This is a genomic window from Neisseriaceae bacterium CLB008 (assembly GCA_041228285.1).
In the GTDB taxonomy this organism is placed as follows: domain Bacteria; phylum Pseudomonadota; class Gammaproteobacteria; order Burkholderiales; family Neisseriaceae; genus JAGNPU01.
On record CP166133.1, the window covers coordinates 2,183,527 to 2,203,068 of the forward strand.

General features: G+C 52.5%; 15 protein-coding genes and 1 riboswitch. Of the genes, 4 read left to right on the forward strand and 11 right to left on the reverse strand.

Going from position 1 to position 19,542, the window contains the following annotated elements; genetic code table 11:
• Positions 1-26: 26 nt before the first annotated feature.
• The 6 genes from AB8Q18_10065 to AB8Q18_10090 form a co-directional block, all read right to left on the reverse strand.
• Complete coding sequence (locus AB8Q18_10065; GenBank protein ID XDZ50540.1) at positions 27-1,352, reverse strand: amidase; 1,326 nt, start codon at positions 1,350-1,352, stop codon at positions 27-29.
• Entirely contained in the window at positions 1,353-2,030 is a 678-nt protein-coding gene (locus tag AB8Q18_10070) for a DUF2848 domain-containing protein (protein ID XDZ50541.1), read from the reverse strand.
• Positions 2,031-2,086: 56 nt separating this feature from the next.
• Complete coding sequence (locus tag AB8Q18_10075) at positions 2,087-2,734, reverse strand: GntR family transcriptional regulator (protein XDZ50542.1); 648 nt, start codon at positions 2,732-2,734, stop codon at positions 2,087-2,089.
• Positions 2,735-3,157: 423 nt separating this feature from the next.
• Complete coding sequence (gene rhlE, locus AB8Q18_10080) at positions 3,158-4,531, reverse strand: ATP-dependent RNA helicase RhlE (protein XDZ50543.1); 1,374 nt, start codon at positions 4,529-4,531, stop codon at positions 3,158-3,160.
• A gap of 239 nt (positions 4,532-4,770) precedes the next feature.
• Positions 4,771-5,466 (reverse strand): aspartate/glutamate racemase family protein, encoded by a 696-nt coding sequence (locus AB8Q18_10085; protein ID XDZ50544.1) that lies wholly within the window; start codon positions 5,464-5,466, stop codon positions 4,771-4,773.
• 127 nt (positions 5,467-5,593) lie between these two features.
• Entirely contained in the window at positions 5,594-7,588 is a 1,995-nt protein-coding gene (locus tag AB8Q18_10090) for a UvrD-helicase domain-containing protein (protein ID XDZ50545.1), read from the reverse strand.
• Positions 7,589-7,874: 286 nt separating this feature from the next.
• A riboswitch (SAM riboswitch) is annotated at positions 7,875-7,978 on the forward strand.
• Positions 7,979-8,061: 83 nt separating this feature from the next.
• Here AB8Q18_10090 and metE point away from each other — a divergent pair.
• Positions 8,062-10,353: a 5-methyltetrahydropteroyltriglutamate--homocysteine S-methyltransferase gene (gene metE, locus AB8Q18_10095; GenBank protein ID XDZ50546.1), complete on the forward strand. Its 2,292-nt coding sequence runs from the start codon at positions 8,062-8,064 to the stop codon at positions 10,351-10,353.
• A 27-nt stretch (positions 10,354-10,380) separates the two neighbouring features.
• A complete protein-coding gene (gene metF, locus AB8Q18_10100; GenBank protein ID XDZ50547.1) occupies positions 10,381-11,286 on the forward strand; it encodes a methylenetetrahydrofolate reductase in 906 nt (301 codons plus the stop codon).
• Positions 11,287-11,361: 75 nt separating this feature from the next.
• Here metF and AB8Q18_10105 read toward each other — a convergent pair whose 3' ends face one another.
• The 4 genes from AB8Q18_10105 to AB8Q18_10120 all read right to left on the reverse strand — a co-directional run bounded on the left by AB8Q18_10105 (position 11,362) and on the right by AB8Q18_10120 (position 16,282).
• Positions 11,362-12,057: a lysoplasmalogenase family protein gene (locus AB8Q18_10105; GenBank protein XDZ50548.1), complete on the reverse strand. Its 696-nt coding sequence runs from the start codon at positions 12,055-12,057 to the stop codon at positions 11,362-11,364.
• 358 nt (positions 12,058-12,415) lie between these two features.
• The gene (locus AB8Q18_10110) at positions 12,416-13,174 is read right to left on the reverse strand and encodes an SdiA-regulated domain-containing protein (GenBank protein XDZ50549.1); all 759 of its coding nucleotides are present in this window, start codon (positions 13,172-13,174) and stop codon (positions 12,416-12,418) included.
• 319 nt (positions 13,175-13,493) lie between these two features.
• Positions 13,494-13,841 (reverse strand): YkvA family protein, encoded by a 348-nt coding sequence (locus AB8Q18_10115; protein ID XDZ50550.1) that lies wholly within the window; start codon positions 13,839-13,841, stop codon positions 13,494-13,496.
• A 152-nt stretch (positions 13,842-13,993) separates the two neighbouring features.
• Positions 13,994-16,282: a cytochrome P450/oxidoreductase gene (locus AB8Q18_10120; GenBank protein XDZ50551.1), complete on the reverse strand. Its 2,289-nt coding sequence runs from the start codon at positions 16,280-16,282 to the stop codon at positions 13,994-13,996.
• A 298-nt stretch (positions 16,283-16,580) separates the two neighbouring features.
• Between AB8Q18_10120 and AB8Q18_10125 the strand changes: the two genes are divergently transcribed.
• Entirely contained in the window at positions 16,581-17,222 is a 642-nt protein-coding gene (locus tag AB8Q18_10125; protein ID XDZ50552.1) for an IclR family transcriptional regulator, read from the forward strand.
• On the opposite strand, the gene AB8Q18_10130 is transcribed toward AB8Q18_10125, so the two are convergent.
• Positions 17,219-18,004 (reverse strand): IclR family transcriptional regulator, encoded by a 786-nt coding sequence (locus AB8Q18_10130; protein ID XDZ50553.1) that lies wholly within the window; start codon positions 18,002-18,004, stop codon positions 17,219-17,221. The two genes, AB8Q18_10125 and AB8Q18_10130, sit on opposite strands and share 4 nt — an antisense overlap.
• A gap of 267 nt (positions 18,005-18,271) precedes the next feature.
• Here AB8Q18_10130 and fahA point away from each other — a divergent pair, with 267 nt between their 5' ends.
• On the forward strand, positions 18,272-19,537 hold the full coding sequence (gene fahA, locus AB8Q18_10135) for a fumarylacetoacetase (GenBank protein ID XDZ50554.1): 1,266 nt from the start codon (positions 18,272-18,274) through the stop codon (positions 19,535-19,537).
• The last annotated feature ends 5 nt before the right edge of the window (positions 19,538-19,542 follow it).

Genomic DNA, 19,542 nt, shown 5'->3' on the forward strand with positions numbered 1-19,542 from the left:
TTTTCTCCGGTTTGTCTTTAATTGTTTTACGTAGCTAAGGCCTGTTCAATGCTCAATGCGACATTTAAAATGTGTTCATCTTGACCTGCCATACCACCCACGCTCAGGCCCAAGCCTTGGCCCAAGGGCAGTGATACGGCACAGCCATCCAAAAAGTTCAACACCGTGGTGTTGCGTAGCGCTAAGGCATTCAGGCTAAAGAAGCGCGCCTCATCGGCCAAATCAGCCAACTGTGGTGGTTCGATCGCCACCGTGGGCATCAACCACGCATCGGCGTAAGCCAAGCGGCTTTGGGCTAATTCAATCAAGCCTGCGCGCTGCTGCTGCACGCGTAAATAATCACCGGCACTGATGTGGCGACCGCGCTCAATCCGTGTGGCCACTAAGGGGTCGTATTCGGCCCTTACCTCATCAAAAAAGTCTTGATGTTCCGACCACACTTCCGCAGCGGTTAAGCCACCTGCGGCATTGATTTCAGGAATGCGGTGCAGCTCTGAAAACGCAAACGGCACAATACGGGCGCCTAGTTGGCTCAGTTTGGTGAGGCTGCGGCTATAGGCGGCGGCAACAGCGGGGGCGAGCTGGTCTAGCACATAGTCTTCCGTCACAAACAGGCGTAAGCCCGCCAATGGGGCCGCCGTCAGCGCATGTGCCTGACCAGACAACGCCGCATCGACCAAACCGCAGTCGCGCACCGAATGGGTGATTGCCCCAATCGAATCAAAGCTGTGTGACAAGGGCACGACGCCTTTGCGGCTGATGCGTGCTGCCGTTGGTTTGAAACCCACCACATCACAAAACGCAGCTGGTATACGCAAAGAGCCACCAGTATCCGAGCCTAGGCCCGCCAAGACCATGCCGCCGGCCACGCTGACTGCACCGCCCGAAGTCGAACCCCCGGCAATGGCTTCTGGCCGCTCTGGATGGCAAGGCGTGCCGTGGTGAGGATTGTAACCCAGGCCAGAAAAAGCAAACTCGCTCATATTGGTACGGCCAACCAAGACCGCCCCTGCCGCGCGTAACGCGCTGATGGCAGGGGCGTCTTCTGTTGCAGCGCCCTGCTGGGCAAAAAGCTTAGATCCTGCGGCCGACACTTCACCTTTGACGTCAAAAGAATCCTTAATCGATACCGGGATCCCTGCCAAAGGCGAAGCCACATAGCCTGCGCGGCGCTGTGCATCAGCGGCTTCGGCCTGAGCCAAAACCGCTGCTTCATCCACGCTCACCCAAGCCTTACCGCCTTCTTGATGGTGTTGTTTAATTTTTTGTAAGCTTTCTTGCGCCAGCTCGACGCTGTTCACCTTACCGTTTGCCAGTAAGGATTGAACCGAGGTAATGTCTGTTGTGTGCATTTATTCGTCCACCGCTAAATACGCCAGTTGATAAGTATGCTGAAGGCTGCGGCCCAGTACGGGATCGTGCAGCTCGACTTCAAACGCTTCGCCATAGCCTAATTGGCCAATCACCGCCTGAGTGCCACAGAACATCACTTGGCCATCCTCAAGGCTGCGCTGCCCCGACCATTGTTCAAACAGTTCCAGTGGATGCAGTAAGGAGGTCACGCTGCCTTCTTGATAGAGAGCACGCTCACCATTAAGCGTGCGGTAGCAACGCATGTGCAGCTGATCCCAATGATCGGCCACATCGGCAAAGCGCCATACGTCGCTAGAAAAAGGCTTGGCACACATTTGCTTAGACACGGTTACGTCGTATGCTTCGACTTTGCGATCAGTGTGGTCTGAACCCACGCCCACATACAGCTCACCCTCATGCTGAAACAGCACACACTCCACTTCACCAGAAGAGTCTTTTCTGGGCACGTCAATGCGCTCACCATTGGTCAATAACTTAGGCTCTAGTGGATAAAAACACGGCGTTTTCTTTGGTGGCGCTATGCCCATTTCTTGTAGTTCTTTAATGTGGGCATTAACCGCCGCCTGATCACGGCCAGCCCAGCCGCCAATAATCAAGGCAGTGGGTTGGAAGTGAATGCTGCCGTGCTCTACTACGTTTAAAATCAATGTACTCATACGACCCCTTTGTTAGTATCAGCCTGATGGCTCTTAGAAGATTTCAACCGCCTTACTTAAACGGCGGTCATGATGTTTTTACGGAATGAATTGATGTGTTCGGCCATCATTTCTCGAACCCCGTCCACGTCACGCGATGCCAATAGGTCGACAATGGCCAAGTGTTCTCGATGTACGTTTTTCATGTGTTCGGCAGAAGACAGCGATAAAAACCAAAAACGCGCCTGTTTTTCATGAATGCCACGCAAAAGTTCGGCCAACACGCGATTACGTGAAGCGGCAGAAATGGCGTTGTGAAATTTAAGATCAATAGTCATCAAAGCCTGAAGGTCACGCTGCTCAATAGCGAGGGCCGTGCCTTTAAGAATGTCATACATGGCTTCGATTTCAGATTTCTGCGCCCGCTCAGCCGCCAGTGTCACCGACATTTCTTCATTGATGAGGCGCACCTCAATCATGTCGATGACCTCATTCAAAGACAGCTGCGACACCATCACCCCTTTACGCGGGTAAATGGTCAATAGGCCTTCCACCTCTAGGCGGTGTAATGCTTGATGAATGGGTGAGCGGCCCAGCTGTAAGACCTCGCCGATTTGCGCTTCGTTTAAAAACTCGCCCGGCGCAAATTCGCAGGCCAAAATGCGTTTTTTGATCTCGTTATAGGCTTGCTCACGCAGGTAGCCACCCTCTTTTTTTGCAGACATCGTCGTCCTTTTGATTTATTTGTTATGGGCGCATATTAATATAAACCCAATCTGAAACGCAAGTGATATATCAGTGATATATCACAAACACCATTGAAGAAAGAGCGGCTTACGCGCCAAATAAGGCCATATCGGCAGAAAATATTATTTTTTGAACCCGGCCAAAAAACGAAAAAACAAAGAAAACTGGCCGTATGAGCGCCTTTAAAAATGGCATCGAGCGCAGCCGAGCACCTTTTTTCAACGCAGCCACATGGGTAAGCATTACCCATGCGTGGGTCACGGCACCCTACCCAAAGCGGCCAACACACTCATAAACACCCGCCGTGCAGGGTGGGCAAAGCGAAGCCTAGCCGCCATCAAGCATAAAAAAACCGGCTTAATCACCAAGGATTAAACCGGTTTGACCTGAATGTTACAGGCTTATTCTGAACGGCCACCACGACCGCGTGGGCTGCCGCCGTTAGGCTTAGCACGAGGCTTGGCGCGCGGTTTAGGCGCCCCTTGGCCGTCTTTTTGACGCGGCTGCGACTGACCACTGCCTTGAGGGCGGCGGCCTTGAGGCTTACCGCCACGACCAGGCGCACGACCACCACTATTTTGGCCTCGCGCACCGCTGCCACCGCGACCGTTCACAATTGGCTCAGCCGGAATACTTGGGTCTGGATCAAAGCCTGGTAAGGCGATGCGGGGAATGTCACGCTTAAGCAACTGCTCAATGTCGCGCAACAGCTTGTGCTCATCCACACACACCAAAGACAGTGCCTCACCTGGGGTTTCAGCACGACCGCTACGGCCAATACGGTGCACATAGTCTTCTGCCACGTTCGGCAGCTCATAGTTCACCACATGCGGCAAACCTTCAATGTCGATCCCGCGCGCGGCAATGTCGGTGGCCACCAAAACTTTGATGTCGCCCGATTTAAAGTCGGCCAAGGCCCGAGTACGGGCGCCTTGACTCTTATTACCGTGGATGGCTGCGGCGGTGATGCCGTCTTCATTTAGCTGCTCGGCCAAACGGTTAGCGCCATGCTTGGTACGGGTAAACACCAGCACTTGGCGCCAGTTGCCTTGACCAATCATCAACGACAGCAATTCACGCTTGCGCTTTTTATCCACCATGTGGACTTTTTGATCAATCAGCTCAGAAGCCGAATTGCGACGCGCAACCTCCACCGAAGCGGGGTTATTTAATAAGGTGTCTGACAGGGTTTTGATCTCATTTGAGAACGTGGCCGAGAACAATAGGTTTTGGCGCTGTTTGGGCAATTTAGCCAACACACGGCGAATGTCGTGAATAAAGCCCATGTCCAACATGCGGTCGGCTTCATCCAGCACCAATATTTCCACTTGCGACAGGTCAACCGCATTTTGTTGCTCTAAATCCAATAGTCGCCCAGGCGTGGCCACCAAAATATCCACGCCACCGCGCAGCTTCATCATTTGTGGGTTGATGCTCACGCCACCAAACACCACTAAAGAGCGTACAGACAAATAGCGGCTGTACTCTTTAACGTTTTCACCAATTTGCGCCGCCAGCTCACGCGTTGGCGTCAAGATCAAGGCACGAACCGGACGGCGGCCTTTACCAACATAAGGTTTATTGATGATGTGCTGTAGCGTGGGCAAGGTAAAGCCTGCGGTTTTACCGGTACCGGTTTGGGCGCTGGCCAATAGGTCGCGACCGGCCAAAACCAAAGGAATGGCTTGTTCTTGAATAGGGGTAGGTGCGTCGTAACCTTGTTCGGCAACGGCGCGTAAAATATCGGCATCTAGGCCGAGGGTACTAAAAGACATAAAGTTGAATACTCCGAACCCGCTGTATTGATTACCACGCAGGTCTGATGTGACGCGGAGCGAGTAGAATCTGTGGTTGATAAACGTGTAAAACCAAATGACTATCGATAACGCTGTGCGTATGCGGGTGAAAACGCCGCTGGCTTACCGACAGAGAATGGCCACCAGTGTAGCAGATTATGACCCAATCGCAGTGGTTTTATTTCATCAGGATGGTAAACGCTGAGATGCCCTATGGATTAGACAGCTAAGGCTTGATGCACGGCGGCGGCAATGTGTAAGCCTGTGGTGTCGAATACGGGCAAGGCCAAATCACTTTGCTGAATCAACAGGCCAATCTCGGTGCAGCCCAATATCACGCCTTCTGCGCCCGCTTGGCGTAAAGCCTCAATTTGGGCCAGATAATACGCCTTAGATACCGGCAAGACTTGGCCCCGGCACAGCTCTTCATAAATGATCCGATGCACGCCGGCGCGCCCCTCTGCGTCTGGCGTCAACACACTGAGGCCAAACTGATTGATCAAGCGTTGACGGTAAAACTCCTGAGTCATGGTGAAATCGGTACCCAATAGGGCCACCGTCTTCAAGCCTGCGGCCTGAATCGCCTGCCCCGTCGCATCGGCAATGTGAATGAAGGGCACAGAAAGGCCGGCAGTGATCTGATCGGCTACTTTATGCATGGTGTTGGTGCACAATACAATCAACTCGGCCCCTGCCCGTACGAGAACCTGGGCGGCATCGGCCAAGATGGCGCCCGCCTGCGCCCACTCGCCCTGCTCTTGCAAGCGGGCGATGTGGGCAAAGTCAACGCTGTATAAAATCACTCGGGCGCTGTGTAACTCGCCTAGTTGAGCCGCGACCAAGCGATTTGCCTGTTCATAATACACCTGGCTGGACGCCCAGCTCATGCCACCAATCATGCCGATGATTTTCATCTACCAAGCCTTTTCTAATCGTTAAAAACGTCATCCTAACCCATTTTAAATCACGCCGTCTTGCCACAGCAAAACATGATCGCCAGCCGCATACTGGACAGCCATCATACCTCTGGACCCAATGGGCTTATTTTTTAGCCAACATATCGCGTAAACCGCTCAGGCGCGCCTTGCCTTCTTCCTTACTCACAATCGGCGCGCTGCCTTTACGACCATAAATCATCAAGTCTTCCTGCGGCATTTCGGCAATAAACCGCGACGGCTGTGGAAAATGCCAGGTGCCCGCACGGCGGCGCTTCACGCAATAGCTGACGGTCAGCGTGCTTTTAGCGCGGGTAATGCCCACATACATGAGGCGGCGTTCTTCTTCGATCTTGCCCGGTTCCTGCGACTCGGCGTGCGGTAAAATGCCCTCTTCGCAGCCGATTAAATACACGTGTGGATATTCCAAGCCCTTAGAAGCGTGCAGCGTCGACAGGCGAATGGCGTCTTGTTCTTCTTCACTTTGCCCTTCTAATAGGCTCATCAAGGCCATGGTTTGGGCTAGGTCAATGAGGCTTTTATCGTCTTCATCGCTTTTACGCCCCAGCCACGCACACAGGTCTTGGACATTACGCCATTTAATTTCGGCTGGCTTCAATTCTTCAGTACGGTAAAGATGGTTTTCATAATCAATTTGCAACAACAACTTTTGTAAAACGTCACCCGCATTACCACGCTCGGCCGCCCGCGTGGTGTCACGCAATAAGTCCATAAAGGCCAACACCGACTCGGCGGGCCCCTTGCCTAAAGCGTCAATCGCCTCCGGCAGCTGAGCCGCCTCGTAGAGGCTAAAATTATGCGCTTTCGCGTAGTGATTCAGCTTCTCTAAGCTGGTATTGCCCACGCCGCGCTTGGGCGTGGTTAAGGCTCGAATAAAGGCTGGATCATCATCAGGGTTTTGCAAGAGGCGCACATAGGCCAACACGTCTTTGATCTCAGCCTTGTCGAAATAGCTCTGGCCTCCAGAAAGCTGATATGGGACGCGCTGATTGCGCAGCGCCTGCTCAAAAATACGCGCTTGATGATTGCCTCGATACAAAATCGCATAGTCCTGAAACAGCTTATTGTGCAGGGTTTTGTGGCGCAGCAATCGACTCACCACCACTTCTGCCTCATGATCTTCACTGGTACAGGCGATGACGTCGATCATTTCGCCCATGCCAAATTCACTCCAAAGCTTTTTCTCAAACAGCTTATCGGGGTTATTTTTAATCACTTGGTTGGCCGCTTTTAGAATGCGCGCCGTCGAACGATAGTTTTGTTCCAGCTTAATGACCTTCAGGCTAGGGAAGTCCATTTGCAAGAGACGTAGGTTTTCCACATTGGCGCCGCGCCAAGCGTAAATGCTCTGATCGTCATCGCCTACAGCGGTAAACAGCCCTTGGTCTCCAGCCAAGAGCTTCACTAATTCGTATTGGCAGGTGTTGGTGTCTTGATACTCATCGATGAGCATGTAGCGCAGGCGGCTTTGCCACTTGCTGCGAATGATGGCGTTGTCGCGCAGTAATTCCGTCGGAATTTTGATTAAATCATCAAAGTCAAACGCCTGATAGGCGCGCAGCGTGTCTTGATAGCTGGCATAGGCTTGAGCCATCTGCCGCTCCCACTCATTTTCTGCCAAGATCAAGGCCTGTTCAGGATTAATCAGTTCATTCTTCCACTTGGAAATCTGACCTTGGGCGTTAAACAACACTTCTTTACCAGTGGTTTGAATCAGCTCCACCAATATTTTTTGCGCATCGGTGCCATCCAATACCGAAAACTTTGACTTATAGTCCACATGAGCGGCCTCTTCGCGCAAGATTTTCATCCCCAAGGCATGAAAGGTACACACGGTTAAGCCCTTAAGGCTGGCCTTAGGCAAAATAGCGTTCAAGCGCTCACCCATTTCTTTGGCGGCCTTATTGGTAAAGGTAATGGCGGCAATGTGGTGGGCCTGATAGCCCATGTCGTTAATCAAATGGGCCACTTTATGGGTAATCACCCGGGTTTTACCACTGCCCGCTCCTGCCAGAACCAATAGCGGCCCATCTAAATAGGCAATGGCGGCCTGCTGGGGCTGATTCAACTTGGCACTCATGTGTTTTTAACTTTCTTTGATCATTTATTCTTTTATCGGTGCCCTTAATTGTGCCACAAACGCCACGCCTCTGGCGGCATTGATAGCGTACAAGCCAAAAACGTGACGCACCGACCAAATAAACCACAACATCAAAACAAAACAAACTACTGATTTAAAACAACTAAATAAGCAAGAAAGCATAAATCGCCCACAAAAAATGACTAATGATTTTTTTAATCATTGCATTTAGCCGTAAAGACGTCTATATTCAATACACACCAACTAGACATCTAGATGGCTAAATATCTTATCAAGAGTGGTTAAGGGACAAGACCCCATGAAACCCAGCAACCTGATGACATCATTAAGGTGCTCCCTTTAGGCCAACTAAGACCTAAAAGATAAGTAACGGCTCCCATGCCCGCACTTTTGACAAGGTTTAACTGCTCAGAACGCAAGCAATCACATTTACTCTATGGGAGAAAACAATCATGGCTTTATCACATAATCTAGGCTTTCCACGCGTCGGCGATCGCCGCCAATTAAAATTTGCCCAAGAAGCCTATTGGAGCAAACAGGCCAGCGCCAGCGACCTACAGGACGTGGCCGCCGCCACCCGCGCCGCCAACCGTCAACGCCAAGCAGCGTTAGACATTCAAAGCGCTGGCGATTTCTCACTCTACGACCACGTACTCGACACCAGCGCGCTATTGGGCGTGATTCCTGAACGCTTTACGCAAGACCCTCAAACCGACGTCAGCCTCGACACCTACTTCCGCGTGGCCCGTGGTCAAGCCCCCACTGGCGCAGACACCTTTGCCAGCGAAATGACCAAATGGTTCGACACCAACTACCATTATTTAGTCCCAGAACTGACCCAAGACCAAACCTTCCGCATCGCCAGTCAACGCCTGTTTGACTTAGTACAAGAAGCCCAAGCCGAGGCCAAACAGGCCGATCAAGTTAAACCCGTTTTGCTGGGTCCCGTGACTTGGTTATACCTAGCCAAAGTCAAAGGCACCGCATTTGATCGCTTAAGCTTATTGCCCGCTTTATTGACCACCTACCAAGCCATCTTGGCACGCTTGGCCGAGCAAGGCGTCACCTGGGTGCAAATCGACGAGCCGGTTTTGGTGCTGGATCTAGCGCCTGAATGGCAGCAGGCGATTACTCAGGCTTATCAAACCCTAGCCAATAGCCAGATCAAACTGCTATTAACAACTTATTTTGGCCCTATTGGCGACAATTTAGACACGGTTAAGGCCTTGCCCGTAGCCGGCCTACACGTTGACGCCGTTTTAGGCGACGATTTAGCCACCATTGCCCAGGCCTGGCCACAAGACAAGGTATTGTCGGTGGGCATCGTGAATGGCCGCAATATTTGGGTCAACGATTTACGCGCCTCCTTGAACGCCCTACAGCCGTTAGCCGCACGCTATGGCGACAATTTATGGGTAGCCCCATCCTGTTCGCTGCTGCACGTACCGGTAGACTTGGCCTCAGAAACCGACCTTGATGCCGAACTGACTTCCTGGCTGGCTTTTGCCACCCAAAAAATCACCGAAGTGGCCACCCTTACCCGCGGCCTGAATCAAGGTGAAGCCGCCATTGCCGCCGAATTGACCCATTCAGACCAGATTCAAGCCGCCCGTAAAGCCTCAAAACGCATCCACAACGCCAGCGTCACCGCCCGCGTGGCCGCGATTAAGGCCGGCGACGACCAGCGAGACTCAGCTTTTGCCATCCGCAGCCAAACTCAGGCGCAAAAACTTGGCCTGCCGTTGTTTCCCACCACGACTATTGGTTCTTTCCCACAAACGCCAGAAATCCGCACCATCCGGCGCGAATTCAAAGCGGGCGAAATCAATGCCGATGCTTATCAAGCAGGCATTCAGGCCCACATCAAACAGGCCATTGAAGAACAAGAGGCTTTGGATCTAGACGTCTTAGTACACGGCGAAGCCGAGCGTAACGACATGGTGGAATACTTTGGTGAGCTGCTGGACGGCTTTGCCTTCACCAAGTTTGGCTGGGTACAAAGCTATGGCTCTCGCTGCGTGAAGCCGCCAGTGATTTATGGCGACGTGTCGCGCCCCAACGCCATGACCGTCGGCTGGACGCAATACGCTCAATCGCTGACCGACCGCCCAGTCAAAGGCATGTTGACTGGCCCGGTAACCATTCTGTCTTGGTCGTTCCCACGCGAAGATGAAAGCGACGTCAACACCGCCTACCAGATTGCTTTGGCCTTACGTGACGAAGTCACCGACTTAGAGGCCGCCGGCGTGGGCATCATCCAAATTGACGAGCCGGCGTTTCGTGAACTCATGCCTTTACGCAAGGCCTTGCAGCCAGCTTATTTAAACTGGGCCGAAAAAGCCTTCCGCTTGAGCGCCTCTGGCGTCAACGACGGCACCCAGATTCACACCCATATGTGTTATTCGGAGTTTAACGAGATCATTGAATCCATCGCCCGCCTAGATGCCGACGTGATCACCATTGAGACCTCGCGCTCAGACATGGAGCTATTGGACGTATTCCGTGACTTCGCTTATCCGAACGACATTGGCCCTGGCGTCTACGACATTCACTCGCCACGCGTGCCCACCACAACGGAGGTCACCAAGCTATTAGAAAAAGCCTTAGAGCGCCTGCCTAAAGAGCGCATCTGGGTCAATCCAGACTGCGGCCTAAAAACCCGCAAATGGCCTGAAACACGAGAAGCCTTACGTCATGTGGTGTCTGCGGCAAAAGCCTTGCGCGACGCTCATGCTGAAGCTTAGTTAAACGGTATTGAAAAGGAGACAAACATGGGCTTTAGCAGCGCGCTTCAAGTAGAAGCATTAAACCAATCGTTGGCAGATGTGACCGGTGACATTCAGGTGTCTTTTGAGTTCTTCCCCCCAAACGGCGAAGAGATGGAACAGACCCTATGGCATTCGATCAATCGACTCAAGGTATTGGCGCCTAAGTTTGTCTCGGTGACATACGGTGCCAACGCCAGTACCAGGGATCGTACCCACAACGTGATCAAAGACATACAGGATCGAACCGGCCTCGTGGCCGCGCCGCACCTCACCTGTATTGACGCTGATCCAGAAACGCTCAAAGGCATCGCCAAAGACTATTGGGACAACGGCATTCGCAATATTTTAGCTTTACGCGGTGACGTACCGTCCGGCGTGGCAGAACCCAACGTCTACGCCAATGATCTGGTGGGTTTACTCAAGGGCGTGGCCGATTTTGACATCTCAGTGGCCGCCTACCCCGAAGTACACCCTGGTGCCAAAAGCGCTCAAGCGGATTTAATTAACCTCAAGCGTAAGGTCGATGCCGGCGCCAATCAGGCGATTACCCAGTTTTTCTTTGACGTGGATGCTTATCTACGCTTTAGAGATCGCTGCGCCACCGTTGGCATTGATGCGGAAATTGTTCCCGGTATTTTACCGGTGTCTAACTACAACACCCTGCTTAAGTTTGCACAGCCGCAGGGGATTAAAATCCCTCGCTGGCTTCACCAACGCTACCAGGGCTTAGACCAAGATCCACAAACCAGAAGCCTAGTGGGTGCCAGTATCGCCATCGACATGGTGAGGGTTTTGAGTAAGGAAGGAGTTAAGGACTTTCATTTTTATACTTTAAATCGTTCCGAGCTCACCTACGCCATTTGCCACACCTTAGGCCTACGGCCAGAGTATGAGCCCGCCGTGGCTTAAGCAACCAACGATCCAGACAAACGCCCAGTGATGACACTGGGCGTTTTTTTATGCCGTGACGAGCCTCGTCGCCATTTAATGCCCGACCCACAAAACCGTGCTGTAGGCGATGGCGATTTGGCCAACGTAATACGTCAGGCAATTCACCGCGATGTGGCTCTTCACCCAGCGTTGAGCCCCAAAATACAGCTGACTCAAGGCTAAATCCGACACCAAAAATAAAATAATGCCGGCCAAAAACCAGTCTTGGCCCGGCGCCAACGCAGAGCTTTGCCACGCCAACAGCAGCGCCAAAGCAAAACCGCAGCCCAAAACCCCCGTATACACCAAGGTAATCGGCCGAAAGCGGCCATAGTCTAGGCCCATAGGCCGTTCGGTAAGCTTAACAAAGGCCACAATCAATAGCGCCACCGCCACCGCCACCCCCCAGACGCCGACGGGCGGCTCGAACGCCACCGTCAACGCCATGAGGTAGCACAGATGAGTCAAAATAAACGAGCCAAAGCCTAAATAGCTATAGACAGCATCGGTTTTAACCCACAACAATTTCAGTTCAAGCCATAAATCGCCCCAAAAAGCCAAAACCAAGCCCACAAATACATAATGAGGATAGCCCCAAGGCCCTGCTAAGGCCCCACCCCAAATCGGGATCAGCAAAAACGCCGTGCTGCACAGCATTTTCAAGCCCACGGTGGTCGCATTGATTTTTTGGGTTTTATACACCGTATAAACCATGGCCAAAGCCAAAGCCAGCAGCAATAAGATCATCATATGAGTTCACCTTTCAAAACAGTCCAGAGGCGGGCGCCGTTGTGCCGACGCTGAGGTTTTCGTCATCATGGCATTGAGGCCCTCATTATTCAACACTTTAGCGGCTGTTTTCGAGAGTAGCGTCTTATTGCTTTAATGATCAGCTGTTCAAAGCGGCGGCTCAATACGCCACTACCGCCGAATAAGCCTACAAGCCTAAACGGCCTGACCACTAAAAAACCCGTCAAGCTCTTCTGCGGCTTGACGGGTTTTAATTCAATCTCTTTCAAAGTGGTCCATAATAAAGCGGCCCCCTAATGGCTCGTATGAAGGTTAAGACAACGCACAAACAACGCCTCTGATTGGCCTAGCCAGACCATCAATGCTTTGCTGGCCCCAACACCGAAAATAAATTCGGCTCGCTGACCACATACACAAAACTATTGGCCCCAATGGCCACGCCCTCAGGCTGTGGCATGGGCAGCTCAAAGCCACTGCCCTTACTAGGCCACAGGCTTTTTCTTTGTAAAACCTTACCGTCTAAAGATAAGGTAAATAAGGCCTGAGCCTCGTCACTGAGCAACAGCAAGCGCCGGCCCACAGGATCGAATTCAACGCTGGATAAGTCGGTGGCAAACCCGGCTTGCGCCAGCAGATGGCTTAAATCAGTGTGCACAATCGGGCCGCCTCGCCCAACGCCTTGAACCGCATATAGCCCGGTCGGGTCTTTTTCTTTAACCACATACAGCGTGTCAGTCTCAGCATCATAGCCAATGCCTTCTGGACCGCTGTTTCTTTGCTTGGGCATGGGTAATGGATACATTTGTGCCTTATCCGCAACAATGCCTACACCATCCTGGCTCGGCAAGGTTAAAACCGCAATCGTGCGTTTTTTTTCTTGCATCACCGCCACTTTATTTTGGCCTAAATAGGCCACGCCTTCGGTGTCCGACACCCCCGTGAGTGGATGGCGTCGCAGTAGTTTGCCTTCAGTACTTAACACCAACAGCGTACCGGGACGATTCACCACCGCCACCAGCTGATCGTGCTCAGGCATATAGGCCAAGCCTGATAGGTTTTTGTCGACTTCTGGAATCGGCTGATCATAAACGTAAAAAACCAAATCATTCAGGCTCAAGCCAGATGCCGGGCCCCTCTCTAAAGTAGACAGCTCCTGGGTGTCACATCGAGAAAAAGTGCATTTAATTTGGTAATCTAAATGAAAAAAGCGCACCGCCGCAAACACACACCAGCCCACCACCAACAGGCATAAAAATACGACTAAACCTCGGCATAAGCGGGTTACATTCTTGGGAGAAACGGCATACATTGGTTATTCAAACCTATCTTTAAAATCAGCAGTAAAAAAGCCAGCATGCAATGATACTGGCTTTTGAATAAGCTGGGGGGAGATTATTACCTGTCTTTACTTTGGTTTCAGCAACGCCGCCGAAGCGCTAGTCAACAGCGCCGCCATGAAACCATTTTTGCAGCTGCCGTTGCGCTTCTGCTATGTGCTCGGCTTTAACGTAGGCCGCCGTGGTGGCCAAAGCCGCCATCAACACGCTTAAATCATCGCTATAGCCCACGCCCGGCAACACGTCAGGAATGGCGTCTACGGGTAAAATAAAATAGGCTAAAGCCCCATAAATGGTGGCGCGCGCCCACTTGGGCGTGTCTTGATCCTTAGCCGCATAATACAGCCGCAGCGCTGGGTCTAAAACAACTTCACCCATTTTGACCGCGTAGCGCTGCACTTTACGCCAAAAACGCTCGTCATCATACGATTGATGCGTTGATGTCATGCTCTACCCCTCCTCATTCAGGATACCGGCTAGTCAAGTTGACGTGGCCATGATGTATAGACACGGATTAGGGCTTAAAGTTTAATCACCCTATGCCCCATAAAAAAAGCCTTAGCCAATAGTGGCTAAGGCTCCATACCGTTCTGTAAGGCTTAGAGGCGCAGGCGCAGCGTGCCCTTACCACGAGAGCAGCAGCTCATCATCATGCGGCCATCGGCTTTTTCAGCCGCCGACAGCACCCGATCGCGGTGATCTAGCTCGCCTTCTTCCACGCTGACTTCACAGCTGCCGCAGAGGCCTTCACAGCAATCGCTGGCTACATCAATGCCTTTTTCTTGCAGTACTTCCAGCAAGGTTCGGTCTTTCGGTACCGTCAAAGTAATGCCGCTGTCCAACAGTGCCACCGAAAACTCGGTTTCATTCTCAGGATCCAAGAGCGTATTCACAGGGGTGAAATGCTCAATCGTCAGACGCAACCGCGACTGATCGGCCAACAGCGCACTCAAACCATCCAACAAGCGTTCGGGACCACAGGCACACACTTGACTGCGATCCGGCAAGGCCGCCAATAGAGCCGCCAAATCTGCACGGCAACCTTCCTCAGCCACATAAATAGACGCCGTATGACCATGCGCCTCTACCTCTTGGTAAAAAGCCATACGGGCACGTTCGCTGCCACAGTACACCAGTTGATAAGGTTTATTTTGCGCCCGCAGCTGATTGGCCATGGTGATGATGGGGGTGATGCCGATCCCGCCGGCCACAAGCAGATGGTTAGGGGCATCATCATCTAATTTAAAGAAGTTTTTCGGTCCCTTAATCGCCAGCGTCATGCCGGTATGCAGATGCTCGTGCAGCCACACAGAGCCGCCGCGCCCATCCACCTCTTTTTGAATCGCAATGAGGTATTCATCCTCTTCAGGCAGGCCACATAGGGAATATTTACGGCTGTCGCCATTAGGCAGCATCAGCTCCACGTGGGCGCCAGGCGTCCATTTAGGCAACCCTTCAGCCGATAAGGCGCGTAGGCGCACGCCCATCACGTTTTTAGCCATGGCAAACGTGTCGCTCACCAACACCGAACGAGTGAGGTTTTTGGTGTCTGGCGCGCCCACAGGGAAGACCGTTGGCGCTGCGTCTGACACAACCTCGGCCACATCCCACTCCACCCACAATGCCTGCGGCCCACGGAATGACGTATTGGGCAAATAGGTGAAGGTTTGTTCGGCCAAGCGCAGATTGGGCAAACGACGGCTCAGCTCTTCAATGAAAACGCACATTTCCATACGGCCAATGTTCTTACCCATGCACTGGTGTGCACCGTAGCCAAACGTCAGATGCTCTACCGCATTATCGCGATAGATGTCTAGTTCATCCGGATTTTCAAAGTGACGGCCATCGTGGTTGGCCGACGCTGAAGCGATGAAAATTTTAGCCCCCGCTGGGATGCGCACGCCACCGACCTCAGTATCAACAGTGGCTTGACGGCGCCACGCCACCACTGAGCCAGAATGGCGTAAACATTCTTCCACCGCCGCAGGAATCAGCTCAGGCTGCTCGCTAAGGCGACGCCATAAGCTCGGCTGTGACAGCAACTCTTTAATGGCGTTGGCCGAAGCCAAAGAGGTGGTTTCATGCGCCGCCACCATAATGGCCATCATCATAGAATGAAGATAGTTATCGGTCACGATGTCCGGCATGGTGCGGTTTTGCGCAATCATGTCGTACATCCAACCCTCACCGTTGGGGTTGGCGCGCATTCTTTGCAAGAGCTTGCCTGAGTAATCCCAAAACTGCCCCACGCCGGTGGCCACATGCACTTGTTCTGCCACGCTGGGTCGACCCCAGGTATTCACCGTGTGCGCCACTGAGAATTTTTTCAGTTCTTCCACGTCGTCGTCGGGCACGCCCAAAAACTGTAGCGCCACCACCAACGGCACTTCCCACAGCATTTCCTGCATCAGGTTGGCCTTACCTTGATGCACAAAACCATCGACCAGCTTGGCCACCATCTGCCGCACCATGTCGCGCTTCACCTCTAACTTAGCCGGCTCAAAAGCAGCCATCAGCGCACGGCGTCTGGCCATGTGCACAGGCTCGTCTTCATTCACCAAGGTGCGGTTCATGGCGTAATTATAGGATTTTAAAACCTCACTCGCTTCAGGCGTGGCCGGCGCGAGTTTTTCCAAAACATTACACGGTGAAAATGTAATCGGATCGCGAAAAATAGCCTTCACGTCTTCGTAGCGGCTGACGATCCAATAGCCCATTTTCTCGGCGTAAAAAACCGGTTCGCCTTCGCGTGAAAAGCGCAGAGATTCGGCTGGATTAGCCTGGTAGGCAGCGTCAAACATGTCAAAATCGCGTGCTTGAGTTGAAGTCGATGCAGCATGGGCTGCGTGAAATGGGCACCCTTTGGCCCCAGCGTCAACGTGGTTCATGTGTGTCTCCTCTTGATGTTGATTATTCTCTATGGCTGTTCTATTATCGAACATTATTTTCTATATTAGCACCACAGGACGAAATATTAACCATATCAATCGCTTTGTCAAGCAGCAAAATAGTCTCAGCCATCGTCAGCTTGGCTGGCGCCGAATGGCTGAATCAGATTAAATTGGCTTCAGGACGCCCGAGCCATCTGTTTATCCAAGGGTAAAACAGGTACCATCGGGGCTGAACCAAATGCCCTTGGCGGCTCATAAAGGCCATAGAAGCAGAAACACACGTTAAAGGTGGGGAATGAAAACATTACAAACGCTGGAAAGAGGCCTACAGGCTTTGGAAGTGATTGCCCAACAACAGGGACAGTTGACGGTCGCCAAGCTGGCGCTGGCCTTGGATTTAAACCGCACCATCGCCTATCGCATCGTCAAAACCTTGCAGGCGCAAGGCTATGTCGAACAAGACGGTCGTGATGGCCTCTCAGTCGGCGCCAAAATACTGCATCTGTATGAGCAGTTTGAACAAAAGCTGCCCTACAATAGCCAGGCCTTGCTGGATCAGCTGTCGTTACAAACCAATGCCAGTACGGCCCTGGTCATGGCCGACCAAGCAGAGTGCGTGGTGGTTAAAACGGCTGCCCAGAATACCGCCGTCTTACAGGTGACCTATCGTTTAGGCACGCGCCACCCCATGGGCTTAGCTGCAGCCGGCGTGGCCGTCATGAGCACGTTTGCACCGCAAGCTGATGATCCGATTGAAGTTGTTGAAGCTAGGCGTTTAGGCTATGCCCACTCTGAAAATGTGTTACAGCCTGGGGCCATCGGCCTATTTGTGCCGCTGGCGCATCGTCACATGGCCATTGGCTTAGTGACGATGTCGGCTTTGGACGTAGACGCTGTACTGCCCCTATTGCAAGAGGCAGCCAAACGGTTAATTTAGGCCTGATGGCCGAGTTGACGGGAAATTTTGGCGGCTGTGGCCTTAATCGCCTGGGCGTGAGCGCCTTCAGGGTCTAGCTGTATGTGTTCGGCGTTGCCCATGCAGGTAATGGCGAACACCATTTCCCCGTTGGCGTCAAAAATAGGCGCACTCAAGGCGTTCACGCCGCTGATCAGATTGCCCTCAATCGCGCCCACACCTTCTTGCAAAATCTGTGCTTTCATCCGCTCAAAATCAGCCCAGTCACGCGGCCGAATCACCACGCCACCAGCGGCGCTTTCTGCCCACTCTTGCTGCATCAGCGGTTTGACCATGTGTTCAGGCAAATAGCTGGCAAACACATTGCCCGTGGCCGAACGCAAAACCGGCATCAGCGACCCCACCCGAGCGGTGATCACCACAGGATGATTCGGCTCCAAAAACTGAACCACGAGCGGCCCAAGCGACGTCCATTTCGCCACCTGCACACACTCATTGATCTCTTGCTGCAACGCCAGTAAATCTTTTTGCGCCTGCTGTAAATGTTCGGTGCGCCGTACCGTGGCCAAGCCCAAGACCAAAGCCTTATCACCCACGCCATAACGGCCATTACTGAACTGCTGGGCATAGCCACTGCGCACTAAGCTAACCAAATAGCGGTGCACTTTCGCCGGGTGCATGTCGATTTGTTCGGCAATGTCTTTCAACATCATGGGCCGACTCTCGGTCGCCAACACGTCAAATACCGATAGGCCCACCTCTAACGACTGCACGCCCGTCGGCTGTTTGATTTCTTTTTGCATACGACCTTTCCAGATTATTCTTTCGGAATTGTACCAACTTATCCACACCCGCCACAAATGAAAGCGATCCACGACAGCTGCGGCTCTGAATCCATTATAACAATAAATTACGCTATTCGTAATCAAATTACTGTTTGCGTAATTCAAAATAGTGTGAATATAATGGGCACACAAACGCCATTGTTTGATCTAGCGGTTTGACAAACAATCAACCCACAATAATAAAAATTCATACTTCGAATATTTTTGACAGAGGAGAACCACTCAATGTCCCCAAAATCTTCTTTTGTGGCCGTCGCCCCTGACTGCGACTTTCCGATCCAGAACCTGCCCTACGGCATCTTCAGCCAACAGGACTCAGCTCCTAGAGCCGGCGTAGCCATCGGTGATTACGTCTTAGACTTGGCGCTGCTAGAAGCGCGTGGCCTGTTACAGCCCAGCAGCACCCCCGTATTTAACCAACCCACGCTCAATGCCTTCATCGACCTTGGTCGCGACACGTGGCAACGCACCCGCGCCGAGCTACAGCAGCTATTGGCGGCCGACACGGCCACTTTACGCGACGATGCCGACTTGCGCGCTCAGGCGCTGATTCCGCAAGCCGATGTCACCATGCATTTACCGGTTGACGTACCGGGCTACACTGACTTTTATTCGTCTAAAGAACACGCCTACAACGTGGGCTGCATGTTCCGCGACCCCAAAAATGCTTTACTCGCCAACTGGAGCGAACTGCCGGTGGGCTACAACGGTCGCGCCAGCTCTGTGGTCGTCAGCGGCACCGACATCGTGCGCCCCAGCGGCCAGATCAAGCTACCGGATCAAGAGCGCCCCGTATTCAGCGCCTGTCGTAAACTAGACATCGAACTGGAAACCGGCTTCATTGTGGGTAAAACCACCCAGCTAGGCGAAACCATCAGCATCGATGACGCCGAAGCCCATATTTTTGGCATGGTGTTGTTAAACGACTGGTCGGCACGTGATTTACAGCAGTGGGAATACGTGCCCCTAGGCCCGTTTAACGCCAAAACCTTTGGCACATCCATTTCTCCTTGGATCGTCACCATGGCCGCCTTAGAGCCGTTTCGCTGCGCTGGCCCTGAGCAAGACCCCAAGCCTTTGGCCTATTTACAAACCAGCGGCGAAGGCAATTACGACATCAACCTACAGGTCTCCATTGCGGTAGACGGCGGCGATACCGTGATCGCCAACACCAACTACAAATACATGTATTGGAGCATGGCCCAACAGCTGACCCACCACACCATCGCTGGCTGTAACGTCCGCGTCGGTGACGTCATGGGCTCGGGCACCATTTCTGGCCCCACTAAGGATTCACGCGGCAGCCTCTTGGAATTAACCTGGAACGGCACCGAACCCATCACCCTACACAACGGTGAAGAGCGTACCTTTATTGCCGATGGCGACACGTTAATCATGCGTGGCCATTGTCAAAAAGAAGGTTTAAGAGTGGGCTTTGGCGAAGTCAGCGGCAAGATTTTACCCGCCTTAAGCTTTCCTTTTCAGGCCTAATATCG

What these genes read in the sequence shown, in the direction of transcription:
- AB8Q18_10070 (XDZ50541.1), bottom strand. Translation starts at nt 2,030, where the DNA reads ATGAGTACATTGATTTTAAACGTAGTAGAGCACGGCAGCATTCACTTC.
- AB8Q18_10075 (XDZ50542.1), bottom strand. Translation starts at nt 2,734, where the DNA reads ATGTCTGCAAAAAAAGAGGGTGGCTACCTGCGTGAGCAAGCCTATAAC.
- AB8Q18_10130 (XDZ50553.1), bottom strand. Translation starts at nt 18,004, where the DNA reads ATGCAAAAAGAAATCAAACAGCCGACGGGCGTGCAGTCGTTAGAGGTG.
- AB8Q18_10115 (XDZ50550.1), bottom strand. Translation starts at nt 13,841, where the DNA reads ATGACATCAACGCATCAATCGTATGATGACGAGCGTTTTTGGCGTAAA.
- metF (XDZ50547.1), top strand. Translation starts at nt 10,381, where the DNA reads ATGGGCTTTAGCAGCGCGCTTCAAGTAGAAGCATTAAACCAATCGTTG.
- AB8Q18_10105 (XDZ50548.1), bottom strand. Translation starts at nt 12,057, where the DNA reads ATGATGATCTTATTGCTGCTGGCTTTGGCTTTGGCCATGGTTTATACG.
- fahA (XDZ50554.1), top strand. Translation starts at nt 18,272, where the DNA reads ATGTCCCCAAAATCTTCTTTTGTGGCCGTCGCCCCTGACTGCGACTTT.
- AB8Q18_10120 (XDZ50551.1), bottom strand. Translation starts at nt 16,282, where the DNA reads ATGAACCACGTTGACGCTGGGGCCAAAGGGTGCCCATTTCACGCAGCC.
- AB8Q18_10065 (XDZ50540.1), bottom strand. Translation starts at nt 1,352, where the DNA reads ATGCACACAACAGACATTACCTCGGTTCAATCCTTACTGGCAAACGGT.
- AB8Q18_10085 (XDZ50544.1), bottom strand. Translation starts at nt 5,466, where the DNA reads ATGAAAATCATCGGCATGATTGGTGGCATGAGCTGGGCGTCCAGCCAG.
- AB8Q18_10090 (XDZ50545.1), bottom strand. Translation starts at nt 7,588, where the DNA reads ATGAGTGCCAAGTTGAATCAGCCCCAGCAGGCCGCCATTGCCTATTTA.
- rhlE (XDZ50543.1), bottom strand. Translation starts at nt 4,531, where the DNA reads ATGTCTTTTAGTACCCTCGGCCTAGATGCCGATATTTTACGCGCCGTT.
- metE (XDZ50546.1), top strand. Translation starts at nt 8,062, where the DNA reads ATGGCTTTATCACATAATCTAGGCTTTCCACGCGTCGGCGATCGCCGC.
- AB8Q18_10125 (XDZ50552.1), top strand. Translation starts at nt 16,581, where the DNA reads ATGAAAACATTACAAACGCTGGAAAGAGGCCTACAGGCTTTGGAAGTG.